This window comes from Prevotella amnii CRIS 21A-A, from assembly GCF_000177355.1.
GTDB classification, from domain to species: Bacteria; Bacteroidota; Bacteroidia; order Bacteroidales; family Bacteroidaceae; genus Prevotella; species Prevotella amnii.
This window is the reverse complement of the sequence record NZ_ADFQ01000105.1, coordinates 26,095-39,940: the sequence shown is the minus strand read 5'-3', so window position 1 is coordinate 39,940 and position 13,846 is coordinate 26,095. Positions and strand designations below refer to the sequence as shown.

Below are 13,846 nucleotides of genomic sequence, written 5' to 3'. Positions count from 1 at the left end.
TATATTAATGTTCTATTCAAGAGTTTCTTCTAATTCTGTGGTAAGTTTGCTTAATAATTTATCATAGGGAGCAGTATCGTTTCTATCCTCATTTTGTTTTAATTGTAATGCAACATCAAACATAACCATGTATAGAATTTCTTTATCCGTTTTTTTCCCTTTGAAGCGTGTAAAATATGTATTCATCATATCGTTAAGGAGTTTAGCTGCAGAACGATAATATTCCTCATCGTCTCGTGGACATCCCACAGGAAGCTCAGTGTCATAAATATGTAGTCGAATATGCAATTTATTATTATCGTCCATATCTTGATAACTCTCTTTTTTACTTGCCGCTTAATTTTACTTGTCGCTTAATAATGTAATACACTTATTAATGTCTCTAATCAGCTTTGAAACACGCTTTTGTGCCACTTCTATATCTTTATCAGAAACTTCTATCATTCGTGCTATCTTTAAAGTTTGGTAATCAGACTGCGACTGAGCTAATTGTTTTTGCAATTTTAAGATTTCTTGATCCCGTTCATTAACCATATTGTATAGCTCGTTATTCTCCTTTTTTATAGAAAGATATTGTAGAATTAACTGGCGAACCCTAGTGGCAAATGTATTCAAGATCTTTTCATTCGCATTCATCTGTTTACCTTTATTTATCTTTTTGTGAACAAAGTTACTTTAAAGTTTTTATTTAAGCAAATTATTCATATTTATTTATTTATGCTGTTTATCCTCTTTTGGTTTAGGTTCTTTCTTTGCTAAAAGTACTATTTGGTAAATAAAATCTGTTGTCCATGCCTTAGAAAAGTTTAGGCGCTTATTATATTTACGTACAGATAGTACAGACTTAATAACGCTTGCATCTGAAAAATCATTCTTTTCAAAAATATCATTTACTGTCTTCTCTGTCATCGAATAAATAGCTCTTTTAAAAAAGCCTGGTATACGCAGCTTAAATTTCATTAAATTGCCAATCAACATCATTAACTCTTGTGTATAACCTTGAAATTGTACAAGGTATATTTGAACATCTTGATATTTCTTACAATTCTTTTTTATACTTTTATCAATTTCATTAAAGAAGTTATCATTTAGCTGATAAATATTTTTCATTGTTTTGCTTATACTCGCCTTCTCATTTAATCCTAATTTGTTATTTGTTGTAGGTATATGAAAAGTTTGTTTATAAGTTCTTAGGTCTGGAAGCATAGCCAGATTAGTTATGCCTAAATGACAAGCTAATGATGCTTGAAAGTAAACTCTTACTAGCGTCATGTAATCTTCCATGCCTCCAATATGTGGCGAAGTTTCTTCCCCTTTCTTAAATAGTTTTAAAAAAAATCCCATTCTTTTTGTATATAATTTTATTAACAATAATATGTTTAATTAAAGTATTTCAGTATGCAAAGTTAATAAATTTAAGCAAGAAAATCTACAAGTAGCCTTTTTTTCTTCTATAATCTTTTGTTTCAAATATTATTTTATTACCTTTGCGAACATGTATGCTAACGGAAGAACTTTTTGAAGAAGTGTTAGGCTTGTAATGCTATAATAACGTTTTCATGTAGGGCTTTTGTGTGACAATATGATATAACCTTTTTTTTTTAACGCATATTTAAGACAAACATTAAGTAAAATATATGAAAGGTATCGTTTTAGCTGGAGGTTCTGGAACTCGCCTCTATCCTATCACTAAAGGTATAAGTAAGCAGCTTATTCCTATTTTTGATAAACCTATGATTTATTATCCTATCTCAGTGTTAATGTTAGCAGGAATCAGAGAAATTTTAATTATTTCTACACCTTTTGATTTACCTTATTTTAAGCATTTGTTTGGTGATGGTAGCCAATATGGTGTTAGCTTTCAATATGCAGAGCAGCCTTCGCCTAATGGTTTAGCGCAAGCTTTTATTATAGGTGAAGAGTTTATAGGTAAAGATAGTGTTTGCTTGGTGTTAGGAGATAATATTTTTTACGGTGCAGGTTTCAGTCAGCTTCTTCGTAAAAGCGTTGAAAATGTAGAGCATAATAATATGGCAACTGTTTTTGGATATTATGTAAACGATCCTTATAGATATGGCGTAGCTGAATTTGACAAAGATGGAAAATGCTTAAGTATCGAAGAGAAACCAAAGAATCCAAAGAGTAATTATGCCGTTGTGGGGCTGTATTTTTATCCCAATAGTGTTATAGAAATAGCAAAAAATATTAAGCCTTCAGAGCGTGGAGAATATGAAATAACGAGTATCAATCAAGAGTTTTTATCGAAAAAGGCATTAATGGTTCAAACTTTACAACGTGGATTTGCATGGCTTGATACAGGTACACATAATAGTTTATATGAAGCAAGTACCTTTATAGAATGTATAGAGAAGCGTCAAGGTTTGAAAGTAGCATGCTTAGAAGAGATTTCATATAAAAAAGGATGGATAAATAGAGAGCAACTTTTAAAAGAGGCAGCTCCTATGGAAAAGAATGAATATGGTAAATATCTTATTCGTTTGGCAAATGAGAAATAAATAAAAAAGCATTGAAATAAATAAAAAAACATGGAAGAGAATAATACAGTAGATAATAAAAGAGATTATAATGCTATAGAGGATAAAAGTTTGTTTAATATTCAGACTATTTATAGAGTAGTAATTTTAAATTGGTATTGGTTTGTTTTATCACTTATTATCTGTATAGGGTTAGCTAAAATATTTTTACGCTACACTACTCCTATGTATCAGATATCAGCTAAGTTGTTGGTAAAAGATGCTGATAATCATAGATCTTCATCAATAAAATATGCAAGTAATTTAGGTACTATTTCTAATTCTAATGGATTAGATAATGAGATGGAAATTTTAACATCGCGTTCACTTGCTAGTGCTGCAGTGCGCAATCTAAAATTATATACAACTTATACAACAGAGGGTAGAATAAAAGAATATAGTTTCTATAAAAACGAACCTATCACAGTAGATATTGATTCTGCTCATTTAGACAAATTGAATGCACCTATATCTTTAAATATTGCACGTAAGGGAAATTATTATAATATAACAGGTACGTATTATGAACCTATAGATGAGTTCTCTCATCGTGGTCCATTTAGTATTAATAGAAAAGTATCTACTTTGCCTATAACCCTTATTACCCGTGCAGGTAATATTACAATTACGTATAATGATAATCGCTCTTTACATGATGGTCAGTTTGAAAATGTTACCATAGTTTCTCCTAAAATGGCAGCAGCGAGATACACACGATCTTTACAAGTTGCTCAAGATGCAAAAGCATCATCTATAGCGCAGTTGCAAATAACAGATGCTATTCCTCAGCGTTCTATAGATTACCTAAAGCAGTTAATCGTAGAATACAATTTGCAGGCTAATGAAGACAAAAACACTATTGCTATACGTACAGAGCAATTTATTAATGATCGTTTAGATAAGATTAATGCTGAGCTTAGCAAGACAGAGGGAAAGTTGCAGAAATATAAACAAGAAAATGGTATGATTGCGCTTGAGGCTAGTTCGGCTAATTCTTTTCAAAATCAAAATGTATATGAACAGAAATTAGTTGATATTCAAACGCAGATAGAATTATTTAATACAATTTCTTCTGAGATAGAAAAGTCTTCACGAAATCTTACACAGGTTATTCCTTCTAATGTAGGATTGCAAGATGAAAGTTCTGCAAAGTTGATAGATCGTTATAATGAATTGGTATTAGAGCGTAATCGTTTATTAAAAAGTGCTTCTGAAAATTCACCTGTTATACAGCCATTGAGCGATCAGCTTAGAGTATTAAACCGAAACATTAGAGACGCCATAAGTGCAGCTAAAAGAAGTTTTTTAATTCAAAGAGATGCTCTTGCTGGTCAGTATAATAAATTCTCAGGCGAAGTGGCAGAAGCTCCTAAACAAGAAAAAGATTTAACGCAGATAGGTAGACAACAAGAAGTGAAATCAGGGCTTTTTCTTATGCTTTTACAGAAGCGTGAAGAAAATAATATATCTTTAGCAGCAACAGCAGATAAAGGAAAGTTGATAGACGATCCTGAGCTTGTGGGGCAGGTTAGTCCACAGTCTTCTGTTATTTTAGGTACAGCAGCTCTTATAGGATTATTGATTCCTTCTTTAATTTTGTTCTTAATAAGCTTATTACGCTATAAGATAGAAGGGCATGAAGACGTTACTCGTCTTACACGTATTCCTATTTTAGCTGATGTTGCAATAGCAAGTAATAAGGCAAAGGGTAAAGCAGATATAGTAGTGCATGAAAATCAAAACAATCAGATGGAAGAGATTTTTCGTGCAATGCGTACAAATTTGCAGTTTATGTTGCAGGAAGATGAGAAAGTTATTTTATTTACATCTTCCACATCGGGTGAAGGTAAAACCTTTATAGCTTCTAATTTGGCTATGAGCTTTGCCCTATTGGGAAAGAAGGTCATTCTTGTTGGTCTTGATATTCGTCGTCCTCGATTGGCAGAGCTGTTTAAAATAAGCGATCATAAACATGGTATAACTAATTTATTGGTGAAAAATAACCAAACTTTAGAAAGTATTTATGACCAGATATTGCCCTCTGGAGTGCATCCTAATTTAGAGTTATTAATGTCAGGGCCAATACCTCCTAACCCTACAGAGCTTACGGCACGTCAGTCTTTAGAAGATATATTTAAGATATTGAGAGAAAATTATGATTACATTATTGTAGATACAGCTCCTGTAGGGTTGGTAACAGATACTTTACAAATAGCTCGAGTATCTGATGCTACTGTTTACTTATGTCGTGCAGACTATACTCCTAAAGCTACTTTTGGCATGGTTAATAGCTTTGCTGTAGAAAAGAAGTTACCTAAGATGTCGCTTGTTATTAATGGCATTGATATGTCTAAAAAGAAGTATGGTTATGAATATGGCTATGGCAAATATGGTAAATATGGGCGTTATGGTAAATATGGCTATTACAACTCTAATAAGCAGTATGGTGGATATGGAAGTTATAATAATAGCCATTATGGCAATAAGAATGACAATTCTATAAAGAAATAGCAAAAATGGTTATAGCAATAGATTTTGATGGAACAATAGTAGAACATAAATATCCTAAAATAGGGGAGGAGATACCTTTTGCTATAGACACTCTTAAGGAGCTAATCAATGATGGTCATCGCCTTATTTTGTGGACTGTTAGAGAAGGAATATTGTTAGAAGATGCTGTAAACTGGTGTCGTGATAGAGGAATAGAGTTTTATGCAGTCAATAAAGATTATCCTGAAGAGGAAAAGCATAAAAACAATCATTTCTCTCGTAAGATAAAAGCAGATATGTTTATAGATGATAGAAACTTTGGAGGCTTACCAGACTGGGGCACTATATACAATATGATTAAAAATAACGAAACGTGGCAATCAAGTCAAGATAAATATTATAATCCACCTAAAAAGAAGCATTGGTGGCAAATATAAGCTAAAATATTAATACCAGAAGGTGGTTCATGTTATCAAATAACCCTTATATGTTGTTAAACGTATAAGGGTTATTTCGTATTTATAGTAGGTAAGTAAAACTTAAAAGCACATATCACTTAGCTCATAAAAATAAGAACGGGATATTTAACATATAAAAGTTTAATGTAGTATATATGTTTTTTACTGTTTGGTTTTTACTATTAAGGGTATACATATAAGATAGTAAAAAAGCATTTATAGCTATGGTAAAAATCAACTAACACACTTAAAAATAATCTATTTTTGGTGAAAAAATAAATTAAAAACAATTTAAAAATAAATTATTTTTAAAAATAAGCAGACATCTTTTTTAAAGTAAAACATAATTTTTTCTTTTATAAAATGTAGTGTTTTATTGAAGCTAAGATATAGAATGTTCAAAAAAATCAGGGTTTCATATTAGAAATGATCGTTTGATATTTTAATATTTTATGAGTTTTAAATAAGCGATAAGCATAATATTAATTTATCATTGTATTATAACTTTTACTATGGTAAGGAATAAGAGTTATTGGAAATATTAATTCTAACTAATGTAGATAGTATGATAATAAGAAAAAGATATGAGTAAAGGTAAATGCTGTTAAGTGTATATTATATAGTAAAAAAAAATACGTTAAATTTGGAAATATAGTATTAGAATGTTTTTTTTATATATCTTTGCAGGGTAAGAAGAGTAATAAGAAAAATACTTTGCTTTTACTTTAAGATAAACTTAAAAAACAAATTTAAAATTTAAGGCTATGCCAAATATTTCTATACGTGGTAATAAAATACCAGAATCACCTATTCGCAAATTAGCACCTATTGCTAATGCTGCACAACAACGTGGTGTAAAGGTTTATCATCTTAATATAGGTCAGCCAGACTTGCCTACTCCTAAATGTGGATTAGATGCTTTAAAAAATATTAATCGTACATTATTAGAATATTCTCCTTCACAAGGGTGCCTATCTTATCGTGAAAAATTATGTGAGTACTATAAAAAATATGATATCAACTTAACTGCTGATGATATTATTATTACAACAGGAGGGTCTGAGGCTGTGCTGTATTCTTTTATGACATGTTTAAATCCAGGTGATGAGGTTATTCTACCAGAACCATCATATGCTAATTACATGTCTTTTGCTATGCAAGTTGGAGCGAAAATACGTCCTATTTCTACTACTATCGAAAAAGGGTTTGCACTACCTCCAATAGAAAAATTTGAAGAAATAATAAACGAACATACTAAAGCCATTATGATTTGTAATCCTAATAATCCAACAGGGTATCTATATACTAAGGAGGAAATGAAACAAATTAGAGATATAGTGGCTAAGCATAATCTATTTCTGTTCTCTGATGAGGTGTATCGTGAATATACCTATACTGATGAGCCTTATTTCTCTGCTATGAACTTAGAAGGGATAGATAACAATACTATTCTTATAGATTCTGTTTCTAAAAGATACAGCGAGTGTGGTATTCGTATAGGGGCTCTTATAACAAAAAATGAAGAAGTGAGGAAAACGGTTATGAAATTTTGTCAGGCTCGCCTTTCTCCACCCTTAATAGGACAAATTATTGCAGAAGCAAGCCTTAATGCACCAGAAGAATATTATCGTGAAATTTATAAAGAATATGTAGATAGAAGAAATTGTCTAATAGCAGGATTAAATAAAATACCGGGAGTATATTCGCCTATGCCTATGGGAGCATTCTATACAATAGCAAAGCTACCTGTAAAAAATGCAGATGATTTCTGCCGTTGGTGTTTAGAGGAGTTTAACTATAATGGTGAAACTGTTATGATGGCACCTGCCAGTGGCTTCTATTCTACACATAATGCTGGTATTAATCAGGTTAGAATAGCTTATGTTCTGAAGCGCGAAAAATTACAACGCTCTCTAACTATCCTTGAGAAAGCTTTAGAACAATATCCTGGTAGAATATGATAGATAGTAATAATATTTCTAAACAGATGAATGCTTATAAAAGCAAAATTATATAGGCTGAATATGTTTTAGATTATATTTTATGTCATAAAATTATAATATAAATGAACTTTTCTCTTTACGTTGCACGAAAAATTTATACCGGAGGTAGAGGTCTAAATAATAAAGTTTCTAAGCCTGCGATAAGAATAGCCACACTCGGAGTAACTATAGGTTTGTCTGTAATGATTATCTCTGTAAGTGTAGTATTAGGGTTTAAAAATTCTATCAGAGATAAAGTTGTTGGCTTTGGCAGTCATATTATTGTAACAAATATTTTAAATATAGATGGAGCAGAACAGTATCCTATAGCTATTAATAAAGATTTAACAAGAAGACTCACACAGGTAGATGGTGTAAAAAAAGTAGAGAGATATGCTTATACTGAAGGGGTATTAAAAACAAATTCCGATTTTTTAGGTATTATGCTTAAAGGTATTGGTCCTGAATATGATCTTTCTTTTATACATGAAAACCTTAGAGAGGGTAATATTCCTAATTTTTCTGATAAAAAAAGCCAAAACAAGATAGTTATATCAGAAACAATAGCTCAAAAGCTAAACCTTCATGTGGGGGATAAAGCTTTTGCATATTTCTTAAATCGACAAGGGGTGCGTATGCGTTATTTTAAAATAGCAGGCATTTACGCCACAAATATGAAGCAATTTGATTCACAAATATGTTTTACAGATCTTTATACAACACAAAAACTTAACAGTTGGAAAGATGATCAATATGGTGGGGTAGAATTGCTAATAAAAGATTTTAATAATCTCCATATAGAGTCTAATAAAATATCACATCTTGTTAAGGACAGAAGGGATAAATACAATAACACTTATGCTGCTTCTAATATTATTAGTCAGTATCCGCAAATTTTCTCTTGGCTTAATCTTATGGATATGAATGTATGGATTATTTTAGGTCTGATGATAGCAGTAGCTGGTGTAACAATGGTGTCAGGATTATTAATTATTATCCTTGAACGTACACAAATGATTGGCACCATGAAGGCTCTTGGGTGTAGGAATAAGCAAATACGCCATATATTTCTATGGTTTGCTACATTTGTAATCGGAAAAGGTTTACTCTTTGGTAATATTATAGGAGTAGGTATAATATTGTTGCAAAGATATACAGGATTTATAAAACTTGACCCACAAACCTATTATGTGAATATTATTCCAGTAGAAATAAACATTCTTCTTATCTTAGCCCTTAATATTATTACTATGATAGTATGTGTATTAGTGCTAATTGCTCCAAGCTATTTAGTAAGTAGAATTAATCCAGCCAAATCAATGCAATATGAATAAAATAGGAGAAATACTTGCTTCTTTACTCTACGGCATTATAAATTGTATATAGATATAGAGTTTTTGCAATATTTTTACATTGAGTATTAATTATTTTTCCTATCTTTGTACATTATTAGGGCAATGTGCAACTAAGGCATCTGCGAATATAATATCTCAAGAAGGATAAGCTTTTATATAAAGAATAGGATAAAAAACATCATTAACATTCTATTATTTATTCTTGTTTTATGTTCTTAAGCGGAGATAAGGTTCACTCTTTTTTTATAACCAATAATCAGCACAATGTGCTTGATTGTAGGGAGAGAGAATAATGTCTCTTTTATAATGTTTTGTTTTGCATTGCTTGTGTTTAGTATAAATATGAAAAAATACGATTATCTCATTGTAGGCTCTGGCTTGTTTGGTTCTACTTTTGCATATCTTGCCACAAAAATAGGTAAGAAATGCTTGGTAATAGATAAGCGTGCACATGTAGGAGGGAATCTTTATTGTGAAGAGGTAGAAGGTATAAGTGTTCATAAATATGGTGCACATATATTTCACACAAATAATAAGCGAGTATGGGACTTTGTTAACAGTATAACGGAGTTTAATCGTTATACTAACTCTCCTGTTGCAAATTATAAAGGTAAGCTATATAACTTGCCTTTTAATATGAATACGTTTTACCAGATGTGGGGAGTATTAACACCTACTGCGGCTTGGAAGAAGATAGAAGAACAGAGAGCTGAGGTTGTTGCTGCAATGAAAATAGCAGGAATACAGGAGCCTCGCAATTTAGAGGAGCAAGCTCTTTTATTAGTAGGTAGAGATATTTACGAGAAACTTATAAAGGGCTACACAGAAAAGCAGTGGGGTCGTAAATGTACAGAGCTTCCTGCTTTTATTATCAAACGACTTCCACTTCGTTTTGTTTTTGATAATAATTATTTTAATGATAGCTATCAAGGTGTTCCTAAGGGAGGGTATAACAGGTTAATACAAGGTTTGCTTGCAGGTATAGAAACACGTATAGAAACTAATTTTTTTACTGATCGTACCTTATGGGAAAATATTGCAGAAAAGATAGTTTTTACAGGAAAGATAGATGAGTTTTATAATTACAAATATGGATATTTGGAGTATCGTACGGTAAGTTTTGAGCAGGAAACTCTTAATACGCCTAATTGGCAAGGCAATGCTGTAGTAAATTATACTGAAAAAGAAGTCCCATACACACGCATCATAGAGCATAAGCACTTTGAGCTTTTCGGTAGTGATGTGTATAAATGCCCTAAGACCGTAATTTCAAAAGAATATTCTACAGAGTGGAAGCCTGGCATGGAGCCTTATTATCCAGTAAATGATGATAAAAACATAGCTTTATATAAGCAGTATAAGCAGCTATCTGACAAGGAAGATAAAATTATATTTGGCGGAAGATTAGCTCAATATAAATATTATGATATGGCTCCTATAGTAGAGCAGGTATTAGAAATGTTTGACTGAGGTGTTATGTTACTAAAAAAGATGTAATGCTTTATAGAGAATTTATTTGCAAATAATAATTTTCTAAATATCATTGTTTAATCTTCATTGTAGTATATACTGCATTTTATAAAATAATTATAGTAAATGAAAATAGCGCTATTAACAAGTTTAACACCTACTGCAGAGAATGTTAGAGGGGCTTCTGCTCTACCTTATCACATGATGATAGAGCGAAAGGAAGATATTGATATAGATATTTATACTTTCAATTATAATGATATCAGTGAAAGCAAGATAGCTGAAGTAGAAAAAACGTTAGGTGTTAGGATTCATATACTATCACAACCAAAGTGGCTATTTTATGTTTTAAAATATAATTTGCTTATTATAAGATTACTTCTTGCAATGCCAATATACTATTATCTGAAGATACCAAAAGATGTTTTTATGTCTATAGATAAAGCTAATTATGATGGTATTTGGATATATGGGCAAGAGCTGTCAAGAGTAGCAAAGCAATTTAAGAAGTATAAGCGAGTACATGTTTTGCCAGATTGTGAATCGTTGTTTTTTTATAGAATGCTGAAGCAACGGTTTGTTATCCATTCCATTCATTTATTTTGGAGAGAGGCTATAATGTATAGGAAGTATATTCGTTTAGAAAAAGCGTATGATAATAGTGATAATATTCAGTATATGCTTGTGGGAAAAGAAGATTTGAAAACCTTAATAAATAACAATACTAAAATAAGAGCTTCCTTTTTCTATCACCCTCACTACGAGTTATACAGTAAAAAAAGTATTTGTTTAAAAAAAGAAAAATTGAGTATTGTTATAGCTGGACAATATAATATATATATGAAGCAGGCTTCTGATGAGCTGGTAAGCCAACTTTTAAAGCATAAGGAGTTGTCAAGTTACTATACTATAACATTTCTTGGTAGAGGCTGGGAAGAACATGTGAAACATTTAGCCCTAAGTGGCTTTATAACTAATAAGGTAGTTTTTGCTAAAGATTATATAGAAGAGGTTTCTAAACATGATATTCAGATCACTCCTATTTCTATAGGAACAGGAACAAAAGGAAAGGTTTTAGATGCACTCTCTTCAGGATTGCTTGTATTAGGTACACCTTATGCTATGGAAAACATTTTAGTAGACAACGGAAAGTCTTGTTTAGAATATGCTAAAGCAGAAGATGTTATCGAAATATTAAAGGATATTCCTTTAAAAAGAGAATTATATGAGCAAATAGCAAAGGCTGGTAGAGAAAATGTTCTGTCGCATCATAGCAGAAGACAAGCAGCTACACTCTTATTTAATAAGTTTAAATAATAGAATATGTTTATTTATATAGTTATATTTGTTATAGTCCTTTTATGGTTGTCATTAGGAGAAAAGGAGGCTTTATCACGAAAAAAACTTATGTTTTGCTTGTTGGGTTTAGCATTGTTTGTGGGATTTGGAGATATGCTTGGTGGATATGACAGATATATATATGCAGAACTTTTTGATGACACCTCAGATGCTACAGATGCGGCTATTCCTTATATAGATGCGTCTATTTCCGGGTATTATAAAGAGTATGGATATGTTCTTCTTAATATATTAATTTCTCATATAACAGCTAATCGATATATTTTCATATTGTTAGTAACTTTTATTATATATGGCTTAATTTATAAATCATTTAGTGAGTATTTAGAGAATTATCCGTTGGGAATGATTCTCTTCCTTGGACTGATGTTTTGCTTCACATTTACTTATCTGCGTGAAGTTATAGCAGTTTCTATATCTTGGTATGCAATGCGATATGCTGTGAAACGAAATTTTTGGAAGTTTATTCTTTTCACATCTTTAGCTATAAGTTTTCATAATTCGGCGGTTATATTTCTTCCATTTTATTTTTTCCCTATACGAAAATTTAATCCTAGCACTATAGCTATCGTAATGACAATATTGCTTCTTATTGGTATATCTCCTCTTCCTGCTCAATTATATACTCATTTTGGTGCTTTAACAGGTTCAGAAGAAAGAACTGCATATTATGCAGAGGAATTAGACAGATCAGGGATTAGGATAGAATACATAATAGAAGCAGTTTTCTTTCTTTTCTTTATTCTTAAAAATTATGATAAGGTCACTAAAGATAAGCAAAGCTTAATATTTACAAATGCAGCAATTGTTTTCTGTGCTGTTCTGATGTTGTTTATTAAATCTTCTTCAGGAGGGCGATTAGGTTGGTATTATATGATTGGAGTTATAGTTACATTGGTAAAGATAGGTAACTTCAAGGATAAAATAAGCTATTATCGCAAATTTTTAGTACTAATTAGCTTTATACTTTATTTAAGATTTATATTATATTGGGGCATTTATCTTTATCCTTATAAAACTTTTCTTACTAATGGGCACAGAGATGGTGACAATATTTTCTATAGATTTGAATATGATCAGAAGTATGACAAGAATAAGTTTTACCGACCGATTTTTAAGTTTTAGTAATTATGTCAGTATTAACATCTAAGACAATTTCAGCTATTCGTTTTCCTATGATAATAGCAGTTGTCTTATTACACACTTATATCATAGATAGACCTATAAATGGTATTGTATATATCCAAACAGGTACTTATACTTATTTAGACTATTTTATACAGATTTACCAAAATGAGTTAGCTAATTTTTCAGTGCATCTATTTTTTTTTATATCAGGTTTTCTGTTTTTTATAGGATTAGAGAAATTTGAATGGAAAAAATATTTTCATAAATGTCATAAAAGGTTTTATTCTTTAGTCATTCCTTTTTTTATATGGAATATTATATTTATGCTATTTGTTGCAGCAGTAAATGCTTTAGCTCCTTCATTACTTTCATATAAAAAAAGTTTTTTAAACATGTCTTTTTGGGAAATATGTAATTGTTTTTGGGAAATGAGTCAAGGATTAATACCCTTATGGTTTTTAAGAGACTTAATAATTATAACTATTATATGCCCCATTATTTATTTTTTATTATCTTGTAAGTTAAATAAAGTAGTAATGTTATTTTTTACACTTTTCTATTTATCTGGTTATTGTCAATACATAGAAGGTATTGGGTTAAGGGCTTTATATCCATTTATTTTAGGTGCCTGGTTTAGTATCAATAAAATAGATCCTATTATTAAATTAAGAAAGCATTACATACTAATCTCTATTTTAACCTTATTGCTTGTATCAATAGATTTCTTTATGTGGAAATATAATAAAGAAAATTTAACTATAGTTAGTCTTATGAGATTAATCGGCGGAATATGGTGTTTAATAAGTGTATCTTATTTAGTAGAGAGATATAATTTTGGAAAGTTTAAATTATTCTCAGAGAGTTCTTTTTTTGTTTTCGTTTTTCATATGTTTATAATATATATTCCAGCTAAGTTATGGATAAAAATTTTGCCAATTAATACTTTAGGTGCATTTATTTCTATTCTAATAATACCTTTTATGGTATCTTTTTCATGTGTAGGAATATATTTTTTACTGAAGTTAATAATGCCTAAGTTTACAGCAATCTTAGTAGGTAACAGATAAAAG

The 13,846-nt window shown here is 30.6% G+C and carries 12 protein-coding genes; 9 read left to right on the top strand and 3 right to left on the bottom strand.

The features are described from left to right. Window positions 1-12: 12 nt before the first annotated feature. From HMPREF9018_RS09645 to HMPREF9018_RS09635, 3 genes are all read right to left on the bottom strand, one after another. Complete coding sequence (locus HMPREF9018_RS09645) at window positions 13-306, bottom strand: cell division protein ZapA (RefSeq protein ID WP_008451116.1); 294 nt, start codon at window positions 304-306, stop codon at window positions 13-15. Between the two features lie 36 nt (window positions 307-342). Beyond that, window positions 343-636, bottom strand: a complete 294-nt coding sequence (locus tag HMPREF9018_RS09640) for a hypothetical protein (protein ID WP_019036560.1) — start codon at window positions 634-636, stop codon at window positions 343-345. A gap of 75 nt (window positions 637-711) precedes the next feature. Then, complete coding sequence (locus HMPREF9018_RS09635) at window positions 712-1,344, bottom strand: hypothetical protein (RefSeq protein WP_039864868.1); 633 nt, start codon at window positions 1,342-1,344, stop codon at window positions 712-714. A 293-nt stretch (window positions 1,345-1,637) separates the two neighbouring features. Between HMPREF9018_RS09635 and rfbA the strand changes: the two genes are divergently transcribed. The 9 genes from rfbA to HMPREF9018_RS09590 all read left to right on the top strand — a co-directional run bounded on the left by rfbA (window position 1,638) and on the right by HMPREF9018_RS09590 (window position 13,843). Beyond that, a complete protein-coding gene (rfbA, locus tag HMPREF9018_RS09630; protein ID WP_008451140.1) occupies window positions 1,638-2,516 on the top strand; it encodes a glucose-1-phosphate thymidylyltransferase RfbA in 879 nt (292 codons plus the stop codon). A gap of 30 nt (window positions 2,517-2,546) precedes the next feature. Further along, window positions 2,547-5,045 (top strand): GumC family protein, encoded by a 2,499-nt coding sequence (locus HMPREF9018_RS09625; RefSeq protein WP_008451114.1) that lies wholly within the window; start codon window positions 2,547-2,549, stop codon window positions 5,043-5,045. A gap of 5 nt (window positions 5,046-5,050) precedes the next feature. Further along, window positions 5,051-5,461 carry a BT0820 family HAD-type phosphatase gene (locus HMPREF9018_RS09620; RefSeq protein WP_008451041.1) on the top strand — a complete coding sequence of 137 codons (411 nt, stop codon included), beginning with the start codon at window positions 5,051-5,053 and terminating at the stop codon, window positions 5,459-5,461. A gap of 785 nt (window positions 5,462-6,246) precedes the next feature. Then, window positions 6,247-7,443, top strand: coding sequence for a pyridoxal phosphate-dependent aminotransferase (locus HMPREF9018_RS09615; RefSeq protein WP_008451016.1), 1,197 nt, complete (start codon window positions 6,247-6,249; stop codon window positions 7,441-7,443). Window positions 7,444-7,547: 104 nt separating this feature from the next. Next, on the top strand, window positions 7,548-8,798 hold the full coding sequence (locus HMPREF9018_RS09610) for an ABC transporter permease (protein WP_008451037.1): 1,251 nt from the start codon (window positions 7,548-7,550) through the stop codon (window positions 8,796-8,798). A 363-nt stretch (window positions 8,799-9,161) separates the two neighbouring features. After that, the gene (glf, locus tag HMPREF9018_RS09605) at window positions 9,162-10,289 is read left to right on the top strand and encodes a UDP-galactopyranose mutase (RefSeq protein WP_036855375.1); all 1,128 of its coding nucleotides are present in this window, start codon (window positions 9,162-9,164) and stop codon (window positions 10,287-10,289) included. Between the two features lie 126 nt (window positions 10,290-10,415). Next, on the top strand, window positions 10,416-11,606 hold the full coding sequence (locus tag HMPREF9018_RS09600) for a glycosyltransferase (protein ID WP_008451009.1): 1,191 nt from the start codon (window positions 10,416-10,418) through the stop codon (window positions 11,604-11,606). A 6-nt stretch (window positions 11,607-11,612) separates the two neighbouring features. Beyond that, window positions 11,613-12,773: an EpsG family protein gene (locus HMPREF9018_RS09595; RefSeq protein ID WP_008451007.1), complete on the top strand. Its 1,161-nt coding sequence runs from the start codon at window positions 11,613-11,615 to the stop codon at window positions 12,771-12,773. Window positions 12,774-12,778: 5 nt separating this feature from the next. Continuing rightward, the gene (locus HMPREF9018_RS09590) at window positions 12,779-13,843 is read left to right on the top strand and encodes an acyltransferase family protein (protein ID WP_008451149.1); all 1,065 of its coding nucleotides are present in this window, start codon (window positions 12,779-12,781) and stop codon (window positions 13,841-13,843) included. Window positions 13,844-13,846: the final 3 nt, after the last annotated feature.

Coding starts and splice junctions, on each gene's coding strand:
- HMPREF9018_RS09645 (WP_008451116.1), bottom strand. CDS start 306: ATGGACGATAATAATAAATTGCATATTCGACTACATATTTATGACACT.
- HMPREF9018_RS09640 (WP_019036560.1), bottom strand. CDS start 636: ATGAATGCGAATGAAAAGATCTTGAATACATTTGCCACTAGGGTTCGC.
- HMPREF9018_RS09635 (WP_039864868.1), bottom strand. CDS start 1,344: ATGGGATTTTTTTTAAAACTATTTAAGAAAGGGGAAGAAACTTCGCCA.
- rfbA (WP_008451140.1), top strand. CDS start 1,638: ATGAAAGGTATCGTTTTAGCTGGAGGTTCTGGAACTCGCCTCTATCCT.
- HMPREF9018_RS09625 (WP_008451114.1), top strand. CDS start 2,547: ATGGAAGAGAATAATACAGTAGATAATAAAAGAGATTATAATGCTATA.
- HMPREF9018_RS09620 (WP_008451041.1), top strand. CDS start 5,051: ATGGTTATAGCAATAGATTTTGATGGAACAATAGTAGAACATAAATAT.
- HMPREF9018_RS09615 (WP_008451016.1), top strand. CDS start 6,247: ATGCCAAATATTTCTATACGTGGTAATAAAATACCAGAATCACCTATT.
- HMPREF9018_RS09610 (WP_008451037.1), top strand. CDS start 7,548: ATGAACTTTTCTCTTTACGTTGCACGAAAAATTTATACCGGAGGTAGA.
- glf (WP_036855375.1), top strand. CDS start 9,162: ATGAAAAAATACGATTATCTCATTGTAGGCTCTGGCTTGTTTGGTTCT.
- HMPREF9018_RS09600 (WP_008451009.1), top strand. CDS start 10,416: ATGAAAATAGCGCTATTAACAAGTTTAACACCTACTGCAGAGAATGTT.
- HMPREF9018_RS09595 (WP_008451007.1), top strand. CDS start 11,613: ATGTTTATTTATATAGTTATATTTGTTATAGTCCTTTTATGGTTGTCA.
- HMPREF9018_RS09590 (WP_008451149.1), top strand. CDS start 12,779: ATGTCAGTATTAACATCTAAGACAATTTCAGCTATTCGTTTTCCTATG.